This window comes from Tessaracoccus lubricantis (assembly GCF_039544535.1).
Classification (GTDB): domain Bacteria; phylum Actinomycetota; class Actinomycetes; order Propionibacteriales; family Propionibacteriaceae; genus Arachnia; species Arachnia lubricantis.
Map to the genome: position 1 here is coordinate 14,887 of NZ_BAABLV010000001.1, position 24,197 is coordinate 39,083.

At 70.9% G+C, this 24,197-nt stretch carries 27 protein-coding genes; 11 read left to right on the forward strand and 16 right to left on the reverse strand.

Features of this window, described 5'->3' with window-relative positions; translation table 11 throughout:
* Window positions 1–8: 8 nt before the first annotated feature.
* From ABEA30_RS00090 to ABEA30_RS00105, 4 genes are all read right to left on the reverse strand, one after another.
* The gene (locus ABEA30_RS00090) at window positions 9–428 is read right to left on the reverse strand and encodes an arsenate-mycothiol transferase ArsC (RefSeq protein ID WP_345577149.1); all 420 of its coding nucleotides are present in this window, start codon (window positions 426–428) and stop codon (window positions 9–11) included.
* A 59-nt stretch (window positions 429–487) separates the two neighbouring features.
* The gene (locus ABEA30_RS00095; protein ID WP_345577152.1) at window positions 488–757 is read right to left on the reverse strand and encodes a hypothetical protein; all 270 of its coding nucleotides are present in this window, start codon (window positions 755–757) and stop codon (window positions 488–490) included.
* Between the two features lie 75 nt (window positions 758–832).
* A complete protein-coding gene (locus ABEA30_RS00100) occupies window positions 833–1,321 on the reverse strand; it encodes an SRPBCC family protein (protein ID WP_345577155.1) in 489 nt (162 codons plus the stop codon).
* A gap of 20 nt (window positions 1,322–1,341) precedes the next feature.
* Window positions 1,342–1,680, reverse strand: coding sequence for an ArsR/SmtB family transcription factor (locus tag ABEA30_RS00105; RefSeq protein ID WP_345577158.1), 339 nt, complete (start codon window positions 1,678–1,680; stop codon window positions 1,342–1,344).
* Window positions 1,681–1,842: 162 nt separating this feature from the next.
* On the opposite strand from ABEA30_RS00105, the gene ABEA30_RS00110 reads away from it, so the two are divergent.
* Complete coding sequence (locus tag ABEA30_RS00110) at window positions 1,843–2,244, forward strand: SRPBCC family protein (RefSeq protein WP_345577161.1); 402 nt, start codon at window positions 1,843–1,845, stop codon at window positions 2,242–2,244.
* Window positions 2,245–2,368: 124 nt separating this feature from the next.
* Window positions 2,369–3,697: an ankyrin repeat domain-containing protein gene (locus ABEA30_RS00115; protein ID WP_345577164.1), complete on the forward strand. Its 1,329-nt coding sequence runs from the start codon at window positions 2,369–2,371 to the stop codon at window positions 3,695–3,697.
* Between the two features lie 26 nt (window positions 3,698–3,723).
* On the opposite strand, the gene ABEA30_RS00120 is transcribed toward ABEA30_RS00115, so the two are convergent.
* The gene (locus ABEA30_RS00120) at window positions 3,724–5,025 is read right to left on the reverse strand and encodes an MFS transporter (protein ID WP_345577167.1); all 1,302 of its coding nucleotides are present in this window, start codon (window positions 5,023–5,025) and stop codon (window positions 3,724–3,726) included.
* Window positions 5,026–5,276: 251 nt separating this feature from the next.
* Here ABEA30_RS00120 and ABEA30_RS00125 point away from each other — a divergent pair, with 251 nt between their 5' ends.
* On the forward strand, window positions 5,277–6,869 hold the full coding sequence (locus tag ABEA30_RS00125) for an ABC-F family ATP-binding cassette domain-containing protein (protein WP_345577169.1): 1,593 nt from the start codon (window positions 5,277–5,279) through the stop codon (window positions 6,867–6,869).
* A gap of 13 nt (window positions 6,870–6,882) precedes the next feature.
* On the opposite strand, the gene ABEA30_RS00130 is transcribed toward ABEA30_RS00125, so the two are convergent.
* From ABEA30_RS00130 to ABEA30_RS00155, 6 genes are all read right to left on the reverse strand, one after another.
* Entirely contained in the window at window positions 6,883–7,287 is a 405-nt protein-coding gene (locus tag ABEA30_RS00130) for a type II toxin-antitoxin system VapC family toxin (RefSeq protein WP_345577171.1), read from the reverse strand.
* A complete protein-coding gene (locus ABEA30_RS00135) occupies window positions 7,280–7,534 on the reverse strand; it encodes a prevent-host-death protein (RefSeq protein WP_345577173.1) in 255 nt (84 codons plus the stop codon). Before ABEA30_RS00135 ends, ABEA30_RS00130 begins: the two co-directional genes overlap by 8 nt.
* 22 nt (window positions 7,535–7,556) lie before the next feature.
* Entirely contained in the window at window positions 7,557–8,030 is a 474-nt protein-coding gene (locus ABEA30_RS00140) for a YtoQ family protein (protein WP_345577176.1), read from the reverse strand.
* 267 nt (window positions 8,031–8,297) lie between these two features.
* Window positions 8,298–8,750 (reverse strand): TA system VapC family ribonuclease toxin, encoded by a 453-nt coding sequence (locus tag ABEA30_RS00145; RefSeq protein WP_345577179.1) that lies wholly within the window; start codon window positions 8,748–8,750, stop codon window positions 8,298–8,300.
* Window positions 8,728–8,955, reverse strand: coding sequence for a DUF2191 domain-containing protein (locus ABEA30_RS00150; protein WP_345577182.1), 228 nt, complete (start codon window positions 8,953–8,955; stop codon window positions 8,728–8,730). The genes ABEA30_RS00145 and ABEA30_RS00150 overlap by 23 nt, the downstream gene beginning before the upstream one ends.
* A gap of 242 nt (window positions 8,956–9,197) precedes the next feature.
* Window positions 9,198–9,599, reverse strand: coding sequence for a hypothetical protein (locus ABEA30_RS00155; RefSeq protein ID WP_345577185.1), 402 nt, complete (start codon window positions 9,597–9,599; stop codon window positions 9,198–9,200).
* 92 nt (window positions 9,600–9,691) lie between these two features.
* Here ABEA30_RS00155 and ABEA30_RS00160 point away from each other — a divergent pair, with 92 nt between their 5' ends.
* From ABEA30_RS00160 to ABEA30_RS00175, 4 genes are all read left to right on the forward strand, one after another.
* Window positions 9,692–10,354, forward strand: coding sequence for a helix-turn-helix transcriptional regulator (locus ABEA30_RS00160; protein WP_345577188.1), 663 nt, complete (start codon window positions 9,692–9,694; stop codon window positions 10,352–10,354).
* A gap of 61 nt (window positions 10,355–10,415) precedes the next feature.
* Window positions 10,416–11,432 carry an LLM class flavin-dependent oxidoreductase gene (locus ABEA30_RS00165; protein WP_345577191.1) on the forward strand — a complete coding sequence of 339 codons (1,017 nt, stop codon included), beginning with the start codon at window positions 10,416–10,418 and terminating at the stop codon, window positions 11,430–11,432.
* A gap of 100 nt (window positions 11,433–11,532) precedes the next feature.
* Window positions 11,533–15,405 carry a Pls/PosA family non-ribosomal peptide synthetase gene (locus ABEA30_RS00170; RefSeq protein WP_345577194.1) on the forward strand — a complete coding sequence of 1,291 codons (3,873 nt, stop codon included), beginning with the start codon at window positions 11,533–11,535 and terminating at the stop codon, window positions 15,403–15,405.
* A gap of 14 nt (window positions 15,406–15,419) precedes the next feature.
* Entirely contained in the window at window positions 15,420–16,715 is a 1,296-nt protein-coding gene (locus ABEA30_RS00175; protein WP_345577197.1) for a M1 family metallopeptidase, read from the forward strand.
* Here the strand turns inward: ABEA30_RS00175 and ABEA30_RS00180 are convergent.
* A complete protein-coding gene (locus ABEA30_RS00180; protein WP_345577200.1) occupies window positions 16,687–17,241 on the reverse strand; it encodes a 4'-phosphopantetheinyl transferase family protein in 555 nt (184 codons plus the stop codon). The two genes, ABEA30_RS00175 and ABEA30_RS00180, sit on opposite strands and share 29 nt — an antisense overlap.
* A 77-nt stretch (window positions 17,242–17,318) precedes the next feature.
* On the opposite strand from ABEA30_RS00180, the gene ABEA30_RS00185 reads away from it, so the two are divergent.
* Window positions 17,319–17,807: a SigE family RNA polymerase sigma factor gene (locus ABEA30_RS00185; RefSeq protein ID WP_345577203.1), complete on the forward strand. Its 489-nt coding sequence runs from the start codon at window positions 17,319–17,321 to the stop codon at window positions 17,805–17,807.
* A gap of 3 nt (window positions 17,808–17,810) precedes the next feature.
* Window positions 17,811–19,697, forward strand: a complete 1,887-nt coding sequence (locus ABEA30_RS00190) for a hypothetical protein (protein WP_345577206.1) — start codon at window positions 17,811–17,813, stop codon at window positions 19,695–19,697.
* A gap of 21 nt (window positions 19,698–19,718) precedes the next feature.
* Here the strand turns inward: ABEA30_RS00190 and ABEA30_RS00195 are convergent, their stop codons facing one another.
* Genes ABEA30_RS00195 through ABEA30_RS00210 form a run of 4 tightly spaced genes read right to left on the reverse strand, consistent with a single transcriptional unit; the run spans window position 19,719 to window position 22,799 of the window.
* Entirely contained in the window at window positions 19,719–20,027 is a 309-nt protein-coding gene (locus ABEA30_RS00195) for an AzlD domain-containing protein (protein ID WP_345577209.1), read from the reverse strand.
* Entirely contained in the window at window positions 20,024–20,701 is a 678-nt protein-coding gene (locus tag ABEA30_RS00200) for an AzlC family ABC transporter permease (RefSeq protein WP_345577212.1), read from the reverse strand. The genes ABEA30_RS00195 and ABEA30_RS00200 overlap by 4 nt, the downstream gene beginning before the upstream one ends.
* A complete protein-coding gene (locus ABEA30_RS00205) occupies window positions 20,698–22,116 on the reverse strand; it encodes a sensor histidine kinase (RefSeq protein WP_425584579.1) in 1,419 nt (472 codons plus the stop codon). The genes ABEA30_RS00200 and ABEA30_RS00205 overlap by 4 nt, the downstream gene beginning before the upstream one ends.
* Entirely contained in the window at window positions 22,113–22,799 is a 687-nt protein-coding gene (locus ABEA30_RS00210; RefSeq protein WP_182766996.1) for a response regulator transcription factor, read from the reverse strand. The genes ABEA30_RS00205 and ABEA30_RS00210 overlap by 4 nt, the downstream gene beginning before the upstream one ends.
* 350 nt (window positions 22,800–23,149) lie before the next feature.
* On the opposite strand from ABEA30_RS00210, the gene ABEA30_RS00215 reads away from it, so the two are divergent.
* Entirely contained in the window at window positions 23,150–23,605 is a 456-nt protein-coding gene (locus tag ABEA30_RS00215) for an arsenate reductase/protein-tyrosine-phosphatase family protein (protein WP_345577217.1), read from the forward strand.
* Between the two features lie 66 nt (window positions 23,606–23,671).
* Window positions 23,672–24,196, forward strand: a complete 525-nt coding sequence (locus ABEA30_RS00220) for a SigE family RNA polymerase sigma factor (RefSeq protein ID WP_345577220.1) — start codon at window positions 23,672–23,674, stop codon at window positions 24,194–24,196.
* The last annotated feature ends 1 nt before the right edge of the window (window position 24,197 follow it).

The window sequence follows — 24,197 nt, forward strand, 5'->3', positions numbered from 1 at the left end:
GGATTGCGCTATCCGAGGAGTTCGGAAGCCAGTCGGTCGACGCGCCGCTGGATGTCGTCGCGGATGAGGTCCATCCGCTGGTCGCCCTCGACGCCCTGCTCGGAGGGTTCGACGGTGTCCCACCGCTCGATGTCGGCCTTCATGCCGGCGACGGGTTGGACCTCGGCGTCGCGGCCGAGGATGATCACGCGGTCGGCGGTGCGCAGGGTGTCGTCGTCGATGGCCTTGCTGATGGCGCCGTCCATGCTGGCTCCGGCGCGGGCCACCGAAGCGGCAGACTGCTGGTTGACGGCGCCCTTCGGATGGGTGCCGGCCGAGGTGATCTGTGCCGAGTCGCCCACGCGGGCGCGCATGAGGGCTTCGGCCATCTGGGACTTGCCTGCGTTCGAGACGCAGATGAACAGGACGCTGGGGCGATCGGCGGTCATGACCACCACGCTAGCGCTGACCGGGGCATGGGAAGACCCGAATCCAGAGCCGCGCCAGGTCAGGCCTCCGGCTCCTCCTGGGCGATACGCGCCTCGATGGTCTCTTCCCCAGGCTCGTCGACGTGCAGGGCGTCGTCGACGGGGCGCTCCAGGTTGTCGGGCGTCATGTCTGCGGCATCCTCACCGTTGTCGATGAGGTCCTGCGTGCTGAGGTCCTCGCGGAGCACCTCGCGGTGCTCTCGGGCGGCGTCGTCGATCTGTTGCGCGACGAGGTCGTTGTCGGCGTCGGGGTCCACGAAGTTCTCCGGGGCAAGGTCGTCTGTGCTCATGCTCCACCCTGACAAGGGCGGGGAGGGTGCCGCATCCCCCTTGGGGGTAGGGCGACACCCTCCCGTCCCGGTTGCTCAGGCGGCTGCCACCAGGCCGTCGATCTGGTTGACCGCCTGCGTGGCGCCCTCCTCCATGCCCATGTCCAGCACGGTCTGGAAATCCTCGGCCGAGGCATAGGTGGTGGTGGCGATCAGGCGCGAGCCGCCGTCGATGGACTCGAAGCGGAACGTGTTCTCCCCGACGGGCAGGTTCTCGTCGGGCGTGAAGTCCTCCTTGGCGAAGCCGTCGAGGAAGCGGAAGCTCTGGCCGTCATTGACCTCCTGGATGTCCCAGTAGCCGTGGTAACGCTCGCCGTCGGGCCCCTGCATGTAGTAGTTCATGCGGCCGCCGGGCGTGAGGCTGTGGTCGACGAACGTGGCGGGGTAGCCGGGAGGGCCCCAGACGCGCTCGAGCTGGCGGGGGTCTGCGTAGACCTGCCACAGTCGCTCGACCGGTGCGGCGAACTCTGCGGTGAGGGTGAGCTTGCGCTCGTCGAGATTGCGTGTGATGTCGGTGACAGGCATGGTGTCCTCCTCGTGGACGGTCAGTGGGTGCCTGGGTACTGCTGGAGGAGGTCGTCGATCCGCGCCACGCGTCCGCGCCAGATGTCCTCCAGCTCATCGAGCATGGAGGCGACAGACCTCACAGCCTCCACGTCACCACTTGCGAGGGCCTCGCGCCCTTGGCGGCGCTTGGTGATGAGGCCCGCGCGTTCCAGCACGGCGACGTGTTTCTGCACGGCGGCGAAGCTCATGTCGTACTTCTCCGCCAGGGCGGAGACGGAATGCTCCCCGGTGAGGACGCGGCGCAGGATGTCGCGCCGGGTCCGGTCCGAGAGCGCGTGGAACAGCGCGTCTGCACGATCCTCGTCCGTCTCTCCCATGACCCAAATCTACAACCATTCGGTTGTATGTCAAGACCCATTCTGATCCTCTTGTGACCTCCCGGATTTATCGCTACGCCAAGAAGGGGTCAGGTGTGGATTATCCACATCTCTCACTCTGATGCCGTAGAGATAATCACCGCGGAGGTGAGAGGCTGGGGCATGCAGAGTCGCCATGTGAGTTGTGTCATCGAGGCGCCGCCGCTGCGCGTCTACGAATACGCCGCAAACCTGGACAACCTGCCGTCCTGGGCGGCGGGTCTGGCCGAGGCCAAGGTCGAGCACCGGGAGGGGGCGGTCGTCGTCGATTCCCCGATGGGCCGCGTGCAGGTGCTGTTCGCGGAATGGAACGAGTACGGAGTCCTCGACCACGACGTGACCCTGCCCTCGGGCGAGGTGGTCCACAACCCCATGCGGGTCGTCGCCCACCCGCTGGGCGCCGAGGTCATCTTCACCGTCCGGCAGCTCGACCTCAGCGATGAGCAGTTCGAGCGCGACTGCCAACTCGTGGCCGAAGACCTCCACCGCCTCAAGGGGATCATCGAGGAGTCCCAGCCCAACTAGCCCGACGGTCCCACCTCCCGGCGTGCCACTCCCGGGTGCCATTCCCTAGCCGATCGGCCGATGGGTACGGGGGCATGGGGAAACCTACGATTGCCGTTGAACCGTCAACGAACGAGGAGTGAGCATGGGACTGCGGCTACTGATGGTCGGCGCTTTGGTGATGGGCCTTGCCGCCTGCACGCCCGAGCCTGAGCGTGGGGCCGACGAGACCCCGAGCGCACCGGCGTCGCCATCGCCCGCCCCGTCCGCGTCCGCCTCTGCGGCCAGCCCCTCGCCAACGGCGGCGGAGCCGAGCCCGTCAGCGACGACGAGCGCGGCCCCGTCGGCGAGCCCCAGTCCGGCGGCACCGGCCACGCCGCAGGAGGAGCTCGACCAGCTGCTCCGCGACGCCGCGTGGGCCAACGACGTGGCCAAGGCCCGCGAACTCGTCCTGCAGGGCGCTGACGTCAACGCCAAGGACAGCACGCAGCAGTCGGCGTACCTCGTGGCCACCAGCGAGGGCTACGGCGACCTGCTCGACCTCACCCTGGTCAACGGCGCCCTCATCGACGACAAGGATTCGTGGAACGGCACCGGCCTCATCCGGGCCGCCGAGCGGGGCCACTGGCTGGTCGTCGGCAAGCTGCTCGAGGCGGGCATCGACCGTGACCACGTCAACCGCATCGGGTACCAGGCCATCCACGAATCCATCTGGCTGGGGGAGGACACCCCCGACTACGTCACCACCGTGCGCGTCCTCGCCGCCGGCGGCGTGCAGCTGGACCGACCCTCCGGCCAGCAGGGGCTCACCCCGCTGCAGAAGGTCGAGCAGCGCGGGCACGCCGGCCAGGAGGCCGCGCTCACGGCCGCCCTCAACGGCCAGTCCCCGGCAGACCCCGACGGCACGTTGCTGCAGGCCGCCGCCGACGGCGATGCCGACGCCGCCGTCGTGGCCATCCGCGCGGGCGCCGACCTGGAGGCCCGCGACGAGCGCCAGCGCACCCCGTTGCTGCTCGCCTCCGCCAACGACCACGTCGAGGTGGCCCGCGTCCTGGTGGCGCTGGGCGCCAACCCCGACGCGCTCGACAACCGCAGCGACACGCCCTGGCTGGTCACGGGTGTCACCGGCAGTGTGGAGATGGGCAAGACCCTCCTGCTTGCCCACCCGGACCTCACGATCCGCAACCGCTTCGGCGGCCTGTCGCCGATCCCTGCCGGCGAGCGCGGGCACGTCGAGTACATGCAGTGGGTGGTGGGCACCGGAGTCGACCTCGACCACGTCAACGACCTGGGCTGGACCGCCCTGCTCGAGGCGGTCATCCTGGGCGACGGCGGCCCCCGCCACCAGCAGGTGGTCCAGATCCTGGTGGACGCCGGCGTCGACACCTCCATCCCGGACGACGACGGGGTCACCGCGCTGGAGCACGCCCGTCGTCGCGGCTACTCGGAGATCGTCGCGATCCTCGGCGGCTGACGCCGCACGCGGCACGCCGCCCGCCCTCAGCCGGGCAGCGACTCCGCGGGGGTGTGTTCCTCATGGGTGGTCACCCAGAACCGCGCCGCCACCACCAGCCCGAGGACCAGGAGCGTCGAGGTGAGGAGGAACGGCCAGTCGCGGTCCATGCCGGAGAGCCACCCGCTGATCCACCCGAACGGGGCCGTGACCAGCATCACCGCGGTGCGCTGGATGGCCATCACGCGGGAGCGCTCGTGCCGGTCGACGTGCAGTGCGACCAGCGACTCCGCCAGCATGAACAGGATGCCCGCGCCGAAGGCGTCGAGCAGCAGGCACAGCGCGAGCAGCGCGTACGTCGAGGCGACGGCGGCGCCCTCCGGGGAGGGGATGCCCACCAGCAGGAGCTGGCCGGCGAGGTAGACCCCGAACCCGATCAGCGTCGGCGACTTGAGGTGCTTCGCATGCGTCAACCGAGGGATGATCGTGAAGAAGAACAGCACCGACAGCAGCGAGCGGATCATCGGGAAGAACGGCAGCAACGCGTCCGGCACGCCCAGTTCCTTGTTGATCACGACCTGCCAGAACGTGCCGTTGACCAGGGCGACGGCGCCGACGACTGCGGCCACGCACAGCGAGAAGATGGTGCCCTTCGACCGGACGATCAGCCCGAGCACCCCTCGGTACTCGGACAGGAGCTTCCACATGCTGACCCCGCGGGTCTGTTGCATGCGCACGCGCCCCGTCGCGGTCTCCGTGGTGTAGCGGTACAGCAGCCACACCTTCAGCGCCATGATCACGAACGCGTTGACGTACAGGATCCGGACGGCGTGCTCGAGGCCCAGGTTCATCACCAGCACGGCGGCGATGGGGGCGAACAGCGCGGAGAACTCCGCCGCCACCTTGACCAGCGAGTAGACCTTGGGGATCTCGGCGCGGTCGACGTCCTCCACCAGCAGGCAGTCCCACGAGTTCTGGGTCACCTGCCAGGCGCCGTTGATGACCGACGCGATCAGGAACCACCAGAAGTTCTGCGCCAGCGCCCACACCAGGCAGGGGATCACCCAGGCGATGATGTCGAACACCGCCGTGGTGACCCGGCGGCCCAGCTTGTCGGTGATGACGCCGCTGAGGAGGCCGAACACCACCTGCGACAGCATGGAGATGGTGGCCAGCAGGCCGATCTGGGCGTCGTGCACCCCCAGCGCCAGCATGTAGACCGACGCGTAGGGCAGCACCAGCATCATCGACAGGCCCCACATGGGCTCGGTGTAGACCGACGCGCGGCCGTTGCCGCGGAGGCCGACGAGGGTCGCGATCATGGGGTTGCGGGGGCGGTTGCGGTGCACCGCTCAAGTCAACTCTGGCCCGCCGAACTTGTCCAATGGCGAAACAATGCCCCGGCCGGCAGGCCCGCAGGGGGTTGCCTTGCGCAGCGGCCCCGCGTACCCTGATGACGGCCCTCGTGGCCGACCTGTCGTCGACTCCTGGAGCGTGCATCGTGTGGAACACCTCCTCAGCCCCCACCCTGCGCTGAGTCCGTAGACGGCCCCGTCGGGCCTCCGGATCAGCGCCGAAGCTGACCCAGGAGATCCCGACCATGCACAATCCTTCCATCACCTTTGCCGACGCGTCCTTCGCGTGGCCCGATGGCTCGGCCGTCCTCGACCATGTCTCGACGGCGTTCAGCCCCGGCCGCACGGGCCTCGTGGGCGACAACGGCGCAGGCAAGACCACCGTGCTGCGCCTCATCCGCGGCGAACTCGCACCCACGGCCGGCCAGATCACGACGAGGGGTGCCGTGGGCTACCTGCCCCAGCACCTGACGCTCGCCGTCGAATCGGACGTCGCGACCCTGCTGGGCGTGCGGCCGAAGCTGGCGGCGTTGCAGGCGATCGAGGCCGGTTCCGTCGACGAGCACGCCTTCGACACCCTCGGCGACGACTGGGACGTCGAGGCCCGTTCCCTCGCCGAACTCGCTGCGATGGGGCTGGCCGGGATCGGCTTGGACCGGCGGGTCGGGACGCTGTCCGGCGGTGAGGCGATGCTCGTCGCGCTCACGGGGCTGCGGCTGGCCGAGACCCCCGTCGTGCTGCTCGACGAGCCCACCAACAACCTCGACGGCGCCGCCCGGGAACGGTTGTACGCGGCGATCGCCGGGTGGCGCGGGGCGCTGGTGGTGGCCAGCCACGACGTCGGCCTGCTCGACCTCTTGGACGACACCGCCGAGCTGAGGGCGGGCGACGTCACGGTCTTCGGTGGCGGGTACACCGAGTTCGCGGAGGCGCTCGAGCGGGAGCAGGACGCGGCGCAGCAGGCGCTGCGCACCGCCGAGCAGCGGCTCAAGCTCGAGCAGCGCCAGCGACGGGAGGCGGAGACCAAGTTGGCCAGGCGCAAGCGCTACGCCGACAAGGACTACGCCAACAAGCGCAGGCCCAAGATCATCATGAACCTGCGCCGGGGCGAGGCCGAGGTCTCAGCAGGCAAGCTGCGTGACGGGCTCGACGACCGCGTGGAGTCGGCCCGCGGCGCCGTCGTCGAGCAGGAGGCGCGCGTGCGCGTCGACGAACGGGTGCGGATCGCGTTGCCCGACCCCGGCGTCGGGGCGGCCCGTCGGCTGGCGGAGCTCCGAGGCGTGCGCGGGGTTGGTCACGACGGCGTGCACACCGTCGCAGGGCCGGAACGGGTGGCACTCACCGGGCCCAACGGTGCGGGCAAGACGCGGCTGCTGAGCACGCTGTTCGACGCCGGCCTGCGCGCCCAGCTGGACGCGTACGCCGTGCCGCTGACCGAGCGGATCGGCTACCTCCCGCAACGCATCGACGGGCTCGACGAGGCCGACTCCGCCGTCGGGAACGTGCGGGCGAGCGCGCCGGAGTCGCCTCCGGGTGAGGTGCGCGCCCAGTTGGCGCGGTTCCTGTTGCGGGGCGACGACGTGGACCGCCCCGTCGCGACGCTGTCAGGCGGCGAGCGGTTCCGGGTGGCGCTGGCGCGGTTGTTGCTGGCCGAGCCGCCGCACCAGTTGCTGGTGCTCGACGAGCCGACCAACAACATCGACCTGCGCACCACGCAGGCGTTGGTCGACGCGCTCTCGGCGTATCGCGGTGCGTTGCTGGTGGTGAGCCACGACCGGCGGTTCCTGGATCAGCTGGGCATCGACACCTGGCTGACCTTGGACGGCGTCAATGGGTGACGGCCACCCGACGTCACACCGTGATGATCTCGACGACGTCCTCGAGGCCGGCGAAGTCCGCCGCGTTGCGGGTGACAAGCGGCAAGCCCTCCGCCACGGCCGTGGCGGCGATGAGCAGGTCCGCGAGGCGCCGCCTCGGCTGCCTGCCCGAGGCCGCGACCGCAGCGTAGATGCGGCCATACGCCCGTGCCGCCTCGATGCCGAACGCGATCGGCTCGAAGGCGGCCTCGGCGCGCTGGAGGCGGTCCTGTCGACGCGCTCGTTCCGCAGGATCGTCAGTGGCGGAGGGGCCAGCGGCCAGCTCAGCCATGGTGATGGCTGAGAGCCCCACGGTGAGCGGCAGGGCGTCGGGGCTGAGGCGCTCCAGATCGATGACCACCGAGGTGTCCAGGAGCCCCGCCTCGCGACGCTCAGCCACGAGGCTCCATCTCCTGGTCGGCGTACGCGTCGAGGTCGCGCTTGAACCTGTCAGCATCCACGGCGGGCGCGCCCCTGAACACCTCGCTCACCAGCCGGGAGTCGACGAGCCGCAGGCGGCGCAGGGGCCTCAACTCTCCCACCGGAACGGAGTGGCGGGTCAGGACGAAGCTGTGGCCCTCGTCCAGCGCCCGCATGATCCGGCCGCTGTCGTTGCGCAGCTCGCGTTGGCTGATGAGCTCACTCATGACACCAGTGTAGCAACTGGTGCTACAGGCGTTTCCTGCCCGCCTCCGGAAGGGTCTGGCCCTTGAGCACGTAGCGGAGGGTCTCCACCACCTGGTCGGTGGTGGTGCACCAGGCCTGGGCCTCGGCGTCGACCTCCTTGAGCGGGTGGATGATGTCGGCGTCGTGGAGCGTCAGGTAGGGCTTGCCGAGCGCGGCGCAGTACCCGGCGTCGAAGGCCGCGTTCCACTGCTTGTACTGGTCCCCGAAGCGCACGACGACGAGGTCGGCCTGCTGGATCAGGGTGCGGGTGCGGATGGCGTTGACCTTGGAGGACTGGTGGTCGCGCCAGAACTGGCTGGGGGTCTCGCCCAGGTGGTCGCCGGCGGCGTCGCTGGCGGGGTGGTCGGTCACGGGTGCGGTGAAGACGATGTCGAGCCCGGCGGCCTCGGCGCCGCGCTGGATCTCGTCGCGCCAGTCGGTGTGGATCTCTCCGGAAAGATAGCCATAAAAGCTCATGACTAGGTCTCCTGCAGGGTTTCTCGGGCGGGCCGGGTCAGCCCTGCCCTCTGCGAGCCACCCTACCCATCGACGGAGGGGCCCAGCTCGGTGCCCATCGTCGCTCAAGCGCACCTCTCGGCCCGGTGGGTCTGGCAGGTGTCCCGCTCAAGAACTCCCCGGTGAACTCACACAGCGCAAGGATCGTCTGGTGCGCGCCAGGGAGTCTCACCGATGCACCTATCGGCGATTCACTCGCTCAGTCAACGACGATGCAAGCGGGCCGTATCACGAGGGGATGAGTTCCACGTGCTGACGATCTGCTGGTGCCAGCCACTGGAGAAGCGACGCGTCGAAGGTGCACAGTCTTGCTCCGTGGCGCGCGGCCACATTTGCCAGGTGGAGGTCAGTCACCTGCTTGTGCCCCATGAGGACGTTGGTGGTGAGCGTCGTTTCGCTCAGCCTCGTGTCATCCGGCAGGAATCTCCAGCGCGGGTCGTCGGCGAGCCCGGCGATTGCCGACAGGACCGGGATGCCTCCCGAGCGCGTCCCGGTGATGGCGGGGTTCAGGAGCAATCTGGCCAGGCCTGACTCTGTGACCGGGGTGGTGGCCCATGCTGATAGCGGTCCAAGGAACGCATGTGCAGCGCGATGATGCTGGTGGGTGGTCAGCACCAGCGCCAAGAGAGCGTTGACGTCGAAGAGGCTGACGCGCGAATCAGGCGTCACGATGTTCCGCAACCAGTTCGTCGGTGACCAGGATCTCTGCGTCCCCGATCACAACCGGGAATGGGCTGTAGGTGAGGTCGACGCGGAGTGGGTCCGGTGAGTTCAAGCCCCGTCGGGCCAGCTCCGAGACGGCCTCACCCAACGAAGTCCGGCGGGCCTGCGCCAGCGAGCGTGCCGCCGCCAAGACCGTGTCGTCGATGTCCAACGTGGTACGCATGTGCGCATCATAACATCAGCGCATCACAGCCCATGTGGAGAACTGTCGCGGAGGTGGCCCCGCGGGTGGCCCGAAGGTAGGCGTCAGGAGGGACCCGAATTACAGGCGGGTAACTTATCGACAGCTGAGGACAACTCTGTGGACAAGTCTGTGCAAGGGTGTGGACGACACACTGAACGCCGTGGAAAATCACGACGTAAGCCGGGCCCGGCGGGGCTCGATGCGCCGGGCCCGACTGTCGGTCAACGACGCGTCGACAAGCGGTTCAGGGCCAGCGCGCCGACGAGCAGGCCGAAGTCACGCAGGGCCACGTCGTAGTACCCGCCCAGGATCAACAGGTTCACGATGATCCCCAACAGCCACGCGGCCACGACGAGCGAGCCGATCTTCGGGTTGATGGCGACGAGGATGCCGGCGATGATCTCGACGACGCCCACCACGTACATGAACACCTGCGGGCTCACCGGCACGATGTCGGTGGCCAGCGGCGCCAGGTACATCGTCCAGTCGGTCAGCAGGTTGAGGAACTTGTCGAGCCCGAACAGGATGGGCGCGACGGTGAAGATCGTGCGCAGGAGCAGGAACGCCTGCTGGCTACCGATGCGCACCTCGGAACGGACTGCCGTGTCAGCTTGCGTGAGCATGGCCACACCTTTCTAAAAGTAGGTATGCCCAATTTTAGATACGGCGCACTTCTTAAGTCAATGGTTTCTAGTTTTAGAGTACGCTTGAATCCATGAAGGACGTGCAGGCAGACCCGGTCAGCGCGGTGGCAGCACTGGCAGATCCGACGCGGCGCTCGCTGTACGACTACGTGCTCGACGCCGACGGCCCCGTGAGCCGCGACGACGCCTCGGAAGCGCTCGGCCTGGCACGCGGCACGGCCGCCTTCCACCTCGACCGGCTCGCCAAGGAGGGCCTCCTCGACGTCAGCTACCGCCGCCTCAGCGGCCGCGTCGGCCCCGGCTCGGGCCGCCCGACGAAGCTCTACGCCCCAGCCGAGGTCGAGGTCGCCTTCACCATCCCGGGCCGACAGTACGAGCTCGCCGCCCGCATCCTCGCAGGGGCCGTGGCCCAGTCGGCCGCCGACGGCGTGCCCATCAACGAGGCCCTCCGCTCGACGGCGGCGCGCGCCGGTGCCGACCTCGAGGTCGACGGCGGACTCGAGCAGGCCCTCGACGCCATGGGCTACCGACCCGCCGTCGAGGAGGACGGCAGCATCGTCATGCGCAACTGCCCCTTCCACGGGCTGGCCCAGTCCCACACCGCCATGGTCTGCGGCATGAACCTCGACCTCCTCACCGCCGCCGCGCGCGTGGCGGGAGTGGCCGAGTCCCGCGTCGTCCTGGACCCGGCACCTGGCAGGTGCTGCGTCCGCATCCTCCCCGACGGCGACTGACACCACCCGTTTTCCAGCGAAGGGGGTTCCCTCCGACGGCGGACGCGGCAATGATGGCTCCATGAAGCGCATCGGGTTCCTGTCCTTCGGCCACTGGGCGCCGCATCCGCAATCAGCCACGAGGTCGGCGTCCGACGTGCTGCTGCAGTCCATCGACCTCGCCGTCGCCGTCGAGGAGTTGGGCGCCGACGGCGCCTACTACCGGGTGCACCACTTCGCCCGGCAGCTCGCGTCGCCGTTCCCCATGCTCGCGGCCATCGGCGCCAGGACCAGCCGCATCGAGATCGGCACCGGCGTGATCGACATGCGCTACGAGAACCCGCTCTACACGGCTGAGGACGCCGGAGCCGCGGACCTCATCTCCGGCGGCAGGCTCCAACTCGGCATCAGCCGCGGATCGCCGGAGCAGGTCATCGAGGGCTACCGCCTGTTCGGCCACGCCCCAGGCGAGGGGGAGTCCGACGCCGACATGGCCCGGCGCCACACCGCACGCTTCCTCGAGGTGCTCTCCGGCGAGGGTTTCGCCGAGCCCAACCCGCGTCCGATGTTCGCCAACCCGCCCGGCCTGCTGCGCATCGAGCCGCACTCGGAGGGCCTGAGGGACCGCATCTGGTGGGGAGCCGGCACGCGCGCGACGGCGCAGTGGGCCGCAGCGGAAGGCATGAACCTCATGAGCTCCACCCTCGTGACGGAGGCCACCGGCCAGGCGTTCGACGAGCTCCAGGCCGAACAGATCCAGGTGTTCCGCGACGCCTGGGCAGCCGCCGGCCACCAGCGCGAACCGCGTGTCTCGGTCAGCCGCAGCATCTTCCCGCTGGTCACGCAGCAGGACGTCAACTACTTCGGGCTCGAAGGCCGCAGCCGCGACCAGATCGGGATGATCGACGGCGGCCGCGCCACGTTCGGCAAGACCTACGCCGCCGAACCCGACGTCCTCGTCGAACAGCTGGCGCAGGACGCGGCCATCGAGGCGGCCGACACCATCCTGCTCGCCGTGCCCAACCAGCTGGGCGTCGACTACTGCGCCCACGTCGTGGCCTCCGTCCTCGACGTGGCCCGGGACCTCGGCTGGCGCTGACGGGCGGCACCGTGAGGGGGCCACGCCACGGGCACGTTCACCTTCTGGTCATGCCCGGCCAGTAGGGTGACCCGGCACGCCCACGGAGGAGCCCAAGCCGATGTTGTTGCGCAGTGACCACGCCCCGCAGCCCCGCACCCTCGTCGACATCTTCCGCGAGACGGTCGCCCAGCACCCCGACGAGCCGGCGCTCGACAACGGCGCCTCGTCGCTGACCTACGCCGCCTTCGAGGAGGCCGCGAACGCCGTCGCCGACGACCTCGCGGCGCACGGCGTCGGCCTGGGCGACAAGGTGGGCGTGCGCATCGCCTCCGGCACGCTCGAGCTGTACGTCGCCATCATGGGCATCCTCCTGGCCGGTGCCGCGTACGTGCCGGTGGATGCCGACGACCCCGACGAGCGCGCCCGCACCGTCTTCGACGAGGCGCACGTGGCCGCTGTCGTCACCGACGGCCTCGTGATCCGGCCCGCCGCCTGGCTGGCCGGCCGCGCGGACGCGCCCGCCGCAGACGACCCCGGCCTCACCGACGACGCCTGGGTCATCTTCACCTCGGGCTCGACGGGCAAGCCCAAGGGGGTCGCCGTCACGCATCGCAGCGCCGCCGGCTTCGTCGACGCCGAGTCGAGGCTGTTCCTCGTCGGCGACCCCATCGGCCCGGGCGACCGCGTCATGGCCGGCCTCTCCGTCGCCTTCGACGCCTCGTGCGAGGAGATGTGGCTGGCCTGGCGCTACGGCGCGTGCCTCGTCCCCGCGCCGCGCTCCCTCGTCAAGAGCGGCATGGAGCTGGGGCCGTGGCTCGAGGCGAACCAGCTCACGGTCGTGTCCACCGTGCCCACGCTGCTGCTGCTCTGGCCGGCGGAGGCCCTCGCCGGCGTCCGCCTGCTGATCCTCGGCGGCGAGGCCTGTCCGCCGGAGATCGGCACCCGTTTCGCGACGGCGCACCGCGAGGTGTGGAACACCTACGGCCCCACTGAGGCGACTGTCGTGGCTTGCGCCGCACAAGTCCTCCCCAACGAGCCGGTCCGCATCGGCCTTCCCCTCGACGGTTGGGATCTGGCCGTCGTCGACCCCGAGGGGCACCAGGTCGGGGAGGGGGAGCTCGGCGAGCTCATCATCGGCGGCATCGGCCTGGCCCGCTACCTCGACCCGGCCAAGGACGCCGAGAAGTACGCGCCCATGCCCACGCTCGGCTGGGCGCGCGCCTACCGCAGCGGCGACCTCGTGCGCCACGACCCCGCCGGCCTCCTCTTCCAGGGCCGCGCCGACGACCAGGTCAAGGTGGGCGGACGGCGCATCGAGCTTGGCGAGATCGACTCCGCCCTCTTCGACGTCGACGGCGTGACCGCCGCCGCCACCGCCGTGCGCAAGACCGACTCGGGCAACACGCTGCTCGTCGGCTACCTCACCGTCACGCCCGCCTTCGAGCAGGACCGTGCCATGGAGCAGCTCCGCGGGGCCCTCCCGGCCGCGCTCGTGCCGCGCCTGGCCGTCGTCGACGACCTCCCCACGCGCACCTCGGGCAAGATCGACCGCGACGCCCTCCCGTGGCCGCTGCCCACCTCCACCGACGACCAGCTGCACCTCGAGGGCACGCAGGCGTGGCTGCGCGACCTGTGGCAGCGGGTGCTCGGCGCCGACGTCACGTCGGTCGACGACGACTTCTTCACGCTCGGCGGCGGCAGCCTCACCGCCGCCCAGATGGTGGCGCGGGTGCGTGAGCGCCAGCCCGAGGTCACCGTCGCCGACATCTACGACCACCCGACGCTGGCCGGGCTCGCCGCCCACCTCGACGCCATGGACGCGCCCCGCGCCCGCCTCAACGAGAACGTGCGCCCCGTGCCGCGCAAGACGCAGGCCGGCCAACTGGCTGCCCTCCTTCCGCTGCGCACGCTGGCCGGGCTCCGCTGGCTCACCTACGTGGCGCTCGGCGCCAACATCGGCGCCCTGCTCGGCCTCGACTGGCTGCCCACCGCGCCATGGCCCATGGTCATCCTCGGCTGGTTGCTGTTCATCTCCGCGCCCGGCCGCATGCTGCTCACCGCCGGGCTGGTGCGCCTCGTGCTGGCCGGCATCGGCCCAGGCACCTACCCGCGCGGCGGCAGGATCCACCTCCGCGTGTGGCTGGCCGAGCGCATCGCAGACGAACTCGGCGCCGCCAGCGTGGCCGGCGCGCCGCTCATCAAGTGGTACGCCCGGCTGCTCGGCGCGCAGGTGGGCCGCGACGTGGACCTGCACACCGTGCCGCCCGTCACGGGCATGCTCGCGCTCGGCAACGGCTGTTCCGTGGAGCCCGAGGTGGACCTCACCGGCCACTGGCTCGACGGCGACACCCTCCACCTGGGCCCCGTCGTCATCGAGGCCAAGGCCGTGGTCCGCGCCCGCAGCACCCTGGTGGCCGGCGCCACCGTCGGGCGTGGTGCCGAAGTGGCGCCCGGCTCCAGCGTCACCGGCCACGTGCCCGACGGCGAGTTCTGGTCCGGCGCACCCGCGCAGCACGTCGGCGCCAACCGCGGCCCGTGGGACGAGGAACTGCCCCGGCCCAAGCCGGCCTGGCTCCTGGCGTATGCCGCCATGAGCCACCTCACCGCGCTGCTCCCGGTGGCGGCCGTGGTGGCCGGGCTCGCCGTCGCCTGGCCGGCGCTCTCGACGGCGGGCTCGCTGCACGGCGCGCTCGGCGCGGCCTTCGCATGGCTCCCCGTCTCGGTGACCGTCGGGCTCGCGGTGCTGACGCTGCTCATCCTCGGGCTCGTGCGGCTGCTGGGCCGGGGGCAGCGCCCCGGCCACTACCCCACGGAGAGCGGCCCTGCCTGGCGGGCGTGGAGCATCTTCCGCATCCTCGACGAGGCCCGCACCTGGCTGTTCGGCCTGTACGCCTCCACCTGGACGCCCGCGTGGCTGCGTGCGCTCGGCGCCAGGATCGGCCCCGGCGTCGAGGCGTCCACGGTGCTGATGCAGCCCAGGCTCACCACCGTGGCGGAGGGCGCGTTCCTCGCAGACGACACGCTCATCGGCTGCTACGAGCTGGGCGGCGGCTGGCTGCGCATCGACAACGTCAAGATCGGACGCCGCGCCTTCGTCGGCAACTCCGGCATGGCGGCGCCCGGCCGCCGGGTGCCCAAGGGCTCGCTGGTGGCGGTGCTGTCCGCGGCGCCGCGTCGGCAGCACGCCAAGCGCGGCACGTCCTACATCGGCAGCCCGCCGGCGAAGCTGCGCCGCGACGCCGGTGCCGGCGACGAGAGCCGCACCTTCGAACCGCCCACGTCGGTGAAGGTGCAACGGGCCCTCGTCGAGCTGTGCCGCATGCTCGCAGCATGGTCCGACGGCGGGTTGCGGCTGCTGGCAGTTGCCGCCCTCCTCGCGCTGGCGTCGGTGCACTGGCTGCTCGCGGCGGTGCTCGCGGGCGTCGTGTTGGCCGCCACGGGCATCGTCGGCGTGGCGCTGGCCACCGGCGTGAAGTGGGCACTGGCGGGCCGCGTCCGGAAGGCCGAGTACCCCCTGTGGAGCTCGTTCGTGTGGCGCAACGAGTTGGCAGACGCGTTCGTCGAGCTGGTCGCCGCCCCGTGGTTCGCCCGCGTGGTCATGGGCACGCCGCTGCTCGGGGCGTGGTTCCGAGCGATGGGCGCCCGCGTCGGCTCGGGCGTGTGGTGCGAGACGTACTGGCTGCCGGAGCCCGACCTGGTCGACCTGCGCGACGGCGTCAGCGTCAACCGCGGCTGCGTGGTGCAGACCCACCTGTTCCACGACCGAGTGCTCAGCCTCGACCTCGTCACCATGAAGGCCGGCGCCACGCTCGGCCCCAACGGGGTGATCCTGCCCGCAGCGGTGATCGGGCGGTCCGCGACGACCGGCCCGGGCTCGCTGGTCATGCGCGGCGAGTCCGTGCCCGACGGCACCCGGTGGATGGGCAACCCCATCGCGCCGTGGCTGGAGGACGACGACGTGCCTGACGCCGCCCCGGCCGTGACGGCGTGACAGGATAGGCCCCGATGAAACCCGCCGACTACGCATTCGGGCACGGCGACGACCGGTTCGACGTCACGCACTACGACCTCGACCTGGCGTGCAACGTGACCACCAACCGCCTCACCGCGCGCGCCGAGCTGACCTGCGTCGCGCTCGCCGACCTGCCGGAGTTCGAGCTCGACCTCCACTCGTTGAAGGCAGACAAGGTGCTCGTCGACGGCGCGGCACCGGCCAAGGTGACGCACAAGGCGGCCAAGCTGAAGGTCAAGCCCGCCAAGCCGCTGAGGGCCGGGCGCACGTTCACCGTCGTGGTGAAGTATTCGGGCAAGCCGCGGCCGGTGCCGGGCCTGTTCGGGGGCGCCGGGTGGGAGGAACTCACCGACGGCATCCTCGTCACGTCGCAGCCGTACGGGGCGCCGTCGTGGTTCCCGTGCAACGACCGGCCCGGCAACAAGGCCGGCTACCGGGTGACGGTGAAGTACGCCGGCTCCTACTGGGCCTCCGGCAACGGCGCGGTGGTCGAACACGTCGCGCGCGGCGGCCAGCACCGGTGGGTGTTCGAGCAGCCCGAACCCATGCCCACCTACCTCGCGGCGCTGCACATCGGCGTCGGGGTGGCGCGCCCCGTGCCGTCGGAGTCGGCCGTGCCGGTGGAGATCGTGCACCCGCCGCTGGTCAACGTCGGCGCCGGCAGCGCGTTCGAGCGGCAGGGCGAGATGGTCACGGTGTTCGAGGAGCTGTTCGGGCCCTACCCGTTCGGGGGGTACCGCGCGGTGGTCACCGAGGACGCGCTCGAGATCCCGCTCGAGGCGCAGGGCATGAGCATCTTCGGCGCCAACCACGCCGCCGCGGGGTGGGCCAACGAGCGGCTCGTGGCGCACGAGCTGGCGCACCAGTGGTTCGGCAACAGCGTCACGGTGGGCCACTGGCGCGACATCTGGCTGCACGAGGGCTTCGCCTGCTACGCCGAATGGCTGTGGTCGGAGGCCTCGGGCGGTCGCACGGCCGCGTCGCACGCGGAGGAGCACTGGAGGAGGCTCAGCGGGCTCGGCGTCCCCGGCCCCCTGGTGGATCCGGGCCCCGGCCGCATGTTCGACGACTGGATCTACAAGCGCGGCGCCCTCACGCTGCACGCCCTCCGCGCCCGGGTCGCCGACAAGGCGTTCTTCACCATCCTGCGGGAGTGGGGCACCCGGCACCGCTTCGGCGTGGTCACCACGCAGGACTTCACCGCCCTGGCGGAGGAGGTCTCCGGGCAGGAGCTCACCGCGCAGTTCGACGCCTGGCTGTTCAGCAAGAAGCTCCCGGCGCTGGGATGACGGCCAGCGCGGCCTGGTAGCCGTCGAGCTCCAGGTCGTGCAGCGTGGCGGCCGGCAGGCCGGGGGCGACGGCGGCGCCTCCCCGGTCGTGCACCGTGGCCGGTTCCAGGTGGAGGCCGCACCCCCACGCCTTGAGCGCCGCCTCCTTCCGGACCCACGCCCTGGTGCGGGCGTCGGCTCCCGGGTACGGGGCCTCGACGGCGTGGCGCAGCACTCGCTCCAGTGCGGGGTCCGCCGCGGCCCCGGCCACCTCGACGTCCACCCCGAGCCCCGCCACCGCTCCGAACGCGGCCAGCGCCACGCCGTCGGCCCGCGAGACGCTGACCGCGAGGGGGAGTGGCCGGCCCCGGTGCGTGAGCGCGGGCACGCCATGGTCGGTGCTCCCGCAGCGGCTGCACCGGTGGATCACCCGCAGCCCACCGGCGGGTAGTCCGAGGGCCGCGGCCACGGCGTCCGCCAGCGCGTCGTGCGCCTCGGCGCCGTCGCGTACCACGAGGATGGTGACGTCGCCGATGGTCAGGGGCATGCGCGCAGGATACGGGAGCGCCCGGCAGTGCATGGAAACGCGGGGCCTGCGGCGTATAGAGGGGCATGGAGGCAGTGATGACCCGGTTCGAGCCAGTGACGGCCGGATTCGACCAGTACGTCGAGCGACGTGCAGCTGAGCTGTACTGGTCTGCCTGGCTCCTGACCGGAGACCACCAGCACGCAGAGGACCTCGTCCAGACCGCCCTGTCGAAGACCTACCAGCGCTACGGCTCCTTCGACAACGACCGGCACTTCGAGAGCTACGTGCGCACCACCATGTACCGCACGTTCGTCTCGTGGTGGCGACGGCGGAGCTGGCGGTCCGAACTGCCCACCGACGACGCGCCGGACCGGAGCTCACAGGACCGCACGCCGGACACCGACCTCCACCGCGCGCTCGCCGCCCTGCCCCGACTCCAGCGCACGGTCCTCGTGCTGCGCTACTTCGACGACCTGCCGATCCGCCAGGTGGCCGAGGTGCTGCGCATCCCTGAGGGCACCGTCGCCTCCCACGCCTCGCGCGGCCTGGCCGCGCTGCGCCAGTCACCGCACCTGAAGGACTGAGACATGAACGAGAACGAACTCTCCGACGCGCTGCGCCGCTCCCTTCCCCCGCGCCCCGACGCGAAGGGCTGGGCCGACGGCGCCCGCCGCAAGGCGCGGACCCGTCGCGTGGCAGTCGCCTCAGCCGCGCTCCTCGCCGTCGTGGGTGTCGGCGTGCCGCTCGCGGGGCAGCTGGCCGACGAGCCGCCCAGCATCGTCGCCTCCCCGGCGCCGAGCACGCCCACCCCGGCAGCGCCATGGATCCCCGAGGCCTGTGACGCGGCCGGGATCGAGCCCCTGGTCGACGGCGCGCTGCCCCCGGACGCGGCGCGGCTGTGGCTCTGCGGTGCCCCCGCCTCCGAGGGCTATCCCGTCGCGTTCATCGGCGCGCCGGAGCCGCTGGAGGGTGACCGCGTCGCGGACGCGGTTGCCGACTTCAACGCCCGCGAACGCTCCGAGGGCGTGCTCGACTGCATGGGCGGCTTCCACGTCCCGTTCACCGCCGTGGCCGAGTACCCGGACGGCACGCGCCGCGCCGTGCGGATGGGCGGGTGCGGCGAACTCGTCGACGCCGCCGACTACGTGGGCGGGTTCCGCGAGGGCGGCGACGACTACCTGGCCACGCTCGAAGGACTCTGGGCCGCGCAGCGCGAGGAGCTCACCTACACATGGGCCGGCACCGACGTGTCGTGCACCGAGACCACCCGCTCGGTGTGGTCCGAGGTGGCTCCGGCCGAGTTGACGCGCGCGCTCGCCTGCGTCGACGGCCGACCGGTGGAACTGCCGGCCGACCTCACCGCCGACCTGCTGGCCTCCGTGGCGGCCGACTTCACCGACGACGGCCGACAGCCGCTCATCTCGGGCGCCCCGCAGTTCGTCCTGTTGACGCCCGCCGGGGACCCCGTCGCGCTGCTCGGCTGGGGTGACGTGCTCGCGTGGCACCACGGCTCCGCCTACCGCACCTGGGCCATGCCTGATGACCTGCGCGGGCGAATCGACGACTTCCTCGGCCAGCTGCCGGCCCCGACGACGGAGCCCACCGCCGAGCCGACGCCCGTGCAGCTCCCGGAGGAGCCGCTGGTGGGGATCGTGCGCCAGGTGTGCGCCGACATCAGCGGCCTTGCACTGCCCGCCGACACGGTGCAGCCAGAGGGCCTGCCCTCCGGCGTGCAACGCGCCTGGCTCTGCGGCGACCCGCGGTTCGGCGGCAACGTCGGCCCGCTCGAGCCGTTGACCACGCAGCCAGACCGGGTCGTCGAGGCCATCAACGCGCTGCCCGTCTCGACCGCCGACGCCTGCACCGAGATCGGCGGCCCCACGCACCACGTCGTGCTCGACTACGCCGACGGCGGCCGCACCGTCGTGGCGATGGAGACGGTGAACTGCCAGTTCGTGGGCGGCAGCCGTGAGGGCGGTGCACAGTTGACCGACGACCTGCTGGCCATGTGGCAGGCCCAGCGCGAGGCCACGCCCCAGCCCTTCACCGACGAGGTGGCCCTCTGCTCGCCCTATGACGAGAACGGCTACCCGTCCTACCTGAATTCGTTGCTGCCCGTGCAGCGAGCCGAGCTGACGAGGGGCGTGGCGTGCGGCCTGCCCAAGGGCACCGAGGGCTTCGACGCGGCGCCGATGGAGGTGGCGCTGCCGCCCGACCTGCTGCTGCCCATGGGGCAGGCGCAGCTGGAACCGCTCGACCCGGTCCAGCCGCAGCACTCGCGGTGGCCCGTGGGGCTGCCCATCCTCGTGCTGCTCAACCAGTACGGCGACCCCATGACCGCCACCGTCGGGCCGGACGCCACGGGCGTGGTGTTCATCAACGAGGTCACGGGCGAGCAGGGCCTCTGGACGCCGACGGAGGCGGAACGCGGCCTCCTCCTGGAGGTGCTCGCGGGGATGCGCACCGAGGGCTGAACGCCGGCTGCTAGCCGGTGATCAGCCGCTGATCAGCCGGGTGAGGGCGGCGGCCACGGCGCCGACGATCACCACCACCAGGTACGGGGCCTTCAACCGCAGGGCGACGGCGGCCGCGAGCAGCGCCACCACGCGCGCGTCGAGCCGCACCTCCTGTCCGGTGATGAACGTGTTGGCGGCCACGAGGCTGGCCAGCAGCCCGACGGTGACCCCGTGGCTGAGCGGCAGCACCCACGGGTTCTCCAGCCACCGCTCGGGCAGCAGGTAGCCCACGAACTTCGTGCCGAAGGCGATCAGGCACGCCACGAGGATCCAGATCCACAAGCTCACTGCGCCTGCCGTGCCTTCCTGGTCTGCCACACGGTCAGCCCGATGGCGACGACCGCGGCGAGGATGATCGGGATGCCGGCCGGCACCACCGGCGCCACGACGACGGTCACCACCGCGGCCAGCACTGCGATGACGATGGGGTCACGGCCCTTGAGCCTCGGCCACAGCAGGCCGAGGAAGGCGGCGACGGCGGCGCCGTCGAGCCCCCACGCCTTCGGGTCGCCCAGCGCGTTGCCGGCGAGCGCCCCGACCAGCGTGAACAGGTTCCACAGCACGAACACGGCCAGCCCGGCCGCCCAGAAGCCGCGGCGCTCCTCGTCACCGTCCTCGGTGCCCGACGCGACGGCGATCGACTCATCGATCGTCACCTGCGCGGCCGCCACCTTGCGCCAGCCGTGGGGGCGCAGCATGGCGTTGGCGGTGACGCCGTAGATGGCGTTGCGGACTCCCACGAGCGAGGCCGCCGTCGTCGCAGCGCCCAGCGACCCGCCCCCGCCCAACACGCCGATGAACGCGAACTGCGACCCGCCGGTGAACATCAGCAGGCTCAACGCGCACGCCTGCCACACGGACAGGCCGGCCACCACGGCGAGCGCGCCGAACGAGATGCCGTACAGCCCCGTGGCAAGCCCGACCGACAGCCCGCGCTTCTGTGCGGGGCTCAACCACTTCACTCGTACTGCTCGCTCAACTCGACGACGGGTAGGCGCAGCGTGAAGCGCGCGCCGCCGTCGGGGTCGTTGCCGGCCTTGACCGAGCCGCCGTGCGCCTCGACGGTGTGCGCCACGATCGACAGGCCCAGGCCGGTGCCGGGGGTGTTGCGGGCCTTGTCGGAGCGGTAGAACCGGTCGAAGATGTTCGGCAGGTCCTCCTCCTCGATGCCCTGGCCCTGGTCGATGATGGTCAGGGTGCCGTCCATGAGGAACACGCGGATGGTGCCGTCGGGCGGCGAGAACTTCACGGCGTTGTCGAGCAGGTTGGTGATGGCGCGCTCCAGCGTGGACGCGTCGCCCATCACCGGCGTCGACTCCAGCGCGACGTCGAAGCGCAGGTTCGGGCCCCGCCTTGCCGCCCGCGACAGCGCCGATTCGGTGACCTCCGCCATGTCGAGCAGTTCGTGCGGGCGCTGGAGGTGGTCGTCGCGGGTGAGCGCGACGAGGTCGCCGACGAGCGCCGAGAACTCGCCCAGCTGCGCCGCCACGTCGCCGAGCACCTCCGAGCGTGCGCCCTCGGGCAGCATGCCCGACTTGTCGTCGGCCAGCAGCAGCTCGACGTTGGTGCGCATCGAGGTGAGAGGGGTGCGCAGTTCGTGGCCGGCGTCTGCGATCAGCTGGCGCTGCTGCTCCCGCGACTGCTGCAGCGAACGCAGCATGGTGTTGAACGACTTGGTGAGCTCCCCCAGGTCGTCGCGGCCGTAGATGCGGATGGGGTTGAGCTGGTCGGTCTGCGTGACGGCCTTGACGGCGCGCGAGAGCCGGCGGACCGGGGCCAGCACGGCGCGGGCCGCCCAGAGGGCCGCACCCGTCGTCGTCAGGATGCCGAGCATGCCGGCCACCAGCAGCACCACCCACAGGGAGCCCAAAGTCGCCTCGAGTGACGTGAGCGGCCGGGCGTACATGACGGCGTAGTACTCGTCCTCCACCTGCATCGGCACCGAGACCATGCGGTACGTCTGCCCCTCGAATTCGACGCTGCGCGCCGAGGAACCGGAGTTCAGGCGCGCAACGGCGATCTCCTCAGGGCCGGCGTGCAACATCTCCCGCTGACCGGGGACCTGGTTGATGGTGCCGCGCGCCGACACGACCCCCACCAGCCCGCGGTACGAACCCAGGGCGTCGGGGGAGAGCCCGCCCAGCGTGGCGACGTTCAGCGACACCGTGCTCGACGCGTTCTGCGCCACCTGCACGAGTTCCTCGTCGAGTTGTTCGAGCAGCGACCAGCGCGTGGTCACGAACGATGCGGTGCCCACGACGGCGACGGACGCGGCGACGCAGACGCCGGTGAGGAGCGCCAGGCGCCACTGGAGCGACTGCCCGCTGACGAGACGGCCGATGCCACGCCGGAGGCGAATCCACCAGCTCCAGATCACGGGGGTGTTTCACGCAGGACGTAGCCGATGCCGCGCACCGTGTGGATGAGGCGCGACCTGCCGCCCGCCTCCGTCTTCCGGCGCAGGTAGCCGATGTAGACCTCGAGCGAGTTCGCCGTCGTGGGGAACTCGAAGCCCCACACCTCGTTGAGCAGCGTGTTGCGTTCCATCACGCGGCGCGGGTTCTCCATGAACACCTGCAGCAGGGCGAACTCGGTGCGCGTCAGCGAGATGTTCTGGCCGTCGCGAGTGACCTCGCGGTGCTGGGTGTCGAGCGTGACGTCCTGGAACGTGAGCACCTTCGACTCCGCCTCCGTCACCGGCTTCGAGCGCCGGGTGAGCGCGCGCAGGCGGGCGAGGAGTTCGTCGAGGGCGAAGGGCTTGACCATGTAGTCGTCGGCGCCCGCGTCGAGGCCGTCGACACGGTCGCCGACGGCGTCACGGGCGGTCAGGATGAGGATGGGGATGTCGTTGCCGCCCTGGCGGAGCATCCGGGTGGTCTCGAGCCCGTCGAGGCGGGGCATCATCACGTCCATGATGATGGCGTCTGGCTGCCAGCTGACGAGCTTCGCCAGCGCCTCGACGCCGTCCGCGGCCGTCTGGACCTCGTCGCCGGAGTAGGTGAGGGAGCGGGCAAGAGAGTCGCGCACGGCCTGATCGTCGTCAACCACCAAGATCTGCATAGCCCTACCCTGTCACCTTCCTCGGACGAGTTGTCATCCTACCCGGGTCTCGCGTTGAACCACGTACGTCCTCGCCGCGGCAGACAGGTCGTCGTCGCAGACCTGCGCCCGTCGTCGCAGACTTGGGCCCGACCTCGCAGACTTGCGCTCGTCGTCGCAGACTTGGTGTTGGTCGTCGCAGACGGTGCCCCGTCGTCGCAGACCTGCTGCGGTGTCGCAGACAGTCCTCTGTCTGCGAGGCCATGGGCCGTCTGCGACGTCGAGCCTCCGTCTGCGAGGCCATGGGCCGTCTGCGAGGCCCAGGCCGTGGGCGGTCTGCGACGTCGAGCCGCGGCGCTAGGCTGACCGTCATGGCCAGGTTGGTTTTCGTGTGCTGGGGCAACATCTGCCGCTCCCCGATGGCGGAGCGCGTCGCGCGGCGGATGATCGACGAGCAGGGGCTGGACATCGACGTCGAGAGCTTCGGGCTGTCCACCGAGGAGGCGGGCAACGGCATCGACCGCCGCGCGGTGCGTGTGCTCACCGAGCACGGCTATGACGCCGAGGCCCACGCAGCCCGTGCCATCGCCGCGAAGGACCTCACCGACGACACGCTGTTCGTCGCCGTCGAGCAGTACCAGGTGGACCGACTCCGGGCCCTGATGCCGACGGCGAACGTGGTCCTGCTCAACGACCTCAACCCCGCCAAGCCCAAGGGCGAGGCGCTCATCGACCCCTGGTACGGCGACCAGGCCGGCTTCTACGACACGCTCGCCGACATCGAAGCGGCGATGCCCGGCATCCTCGACGCGGTCCAAACCCTCTGAGAACTCGCCGCCACACAGAACCTTCCGCCCCACCTCAGGCGTCTGGACGGGTGTAAGGAGGCGCCAATGCCCACCCGTGAGGAACTCAGCGGCGACTTCACCGATTTTGCCAACGCCCGGCTGCCAGATCTCGTGCGCATCGCCCGCGCGCTGACCGGCAACCCGCACGCGGCCGACGACCTGGTCCAGACCGCCCTCGAGAAGGCCTACCGGGCCTGGCATCGAGTCCATCGGACCGCACCCGACGCGCAATTCGCCTACGTCCGCCGCATCCTGGTCAACTCAAGCTACGACTCGTGGCGCCGCAAGGTGCGCCTCCAGAACCTCATCGGGCGCCGCGTCGAGCCCGAGGACAGGGCCGCTCAAGGCCCCGGTCCGGAGGACCAGGCCGTCAGCGCACGCACCGTCGACGCGCTCCTGGCGCCGCTCACTCCGAGGGAGCGACAGGTGCTCGTCCTGCGCTGCCTCGCCGACCTGTCCGAAGCCGACACCGCCCGCGAACTAGGGCTCGCCGTCGGCACCATCAAGAGCACCACCGCGCGGGCGCTGAACAAGCTCCGCGCCACCGTCCCCACCCCGATCGGAGTCTGAT